Source organism: Enterobacter cloacae complex sp.6700776, from assembly GCF_048284255.1.
In the GTDB taxonomy this organism is placed as follows: domain Bacteria; phylum Pseudomonadota; class Gammaproteobacteria; order Enterobacterales; family Enterobacteriaceae; genus Enterobacter; species Enterobacter intestinihominis.
In genome coordinates this window covers 1-273 of record NZ_JBLVYK010000275.1, presented here as the reverse complement: position 1 = coordinate 273, position 273 = coordinate 1, and the positions used below count along the sequence as shown (strand labels likewise).

Genomic DNA, 273 nt, shown 5'->3' with positions numbered 1-273 from the left:
GCTCAAACGTGTCGTTCATCCACTCCGCCGTATACGGCTTGTCACCACGGGCTAAAATAGCGTCGTAGTAGACTTTGCTGGCTTTCGTGGCGTTATTCGATCCTTGTCCAGTCAGTGGATCGTTGGTCACTAATGCATCCCCTAAACCAAAGACAATTTTGCCTGATGGCAGCGTGAGAACTGGCTTACGGACTGTTGGGGCAAAGCGCCCTGCCAGAATGCCATTTTCGTCAGTTAACTCCACATGGCGGCAGCGCTCTGCTTCCCACGGTA

General features: G+C 52.7%; 1 pseudogene. It reads right to left on the bottom strand.

The features are described 5' to 3' along the window. Nucleotides 1–273, bottom strand: a pseudogene (locus ACNQ0T_RS24230) (FAD-binding oxidoreductase); the annotation flags it as partial.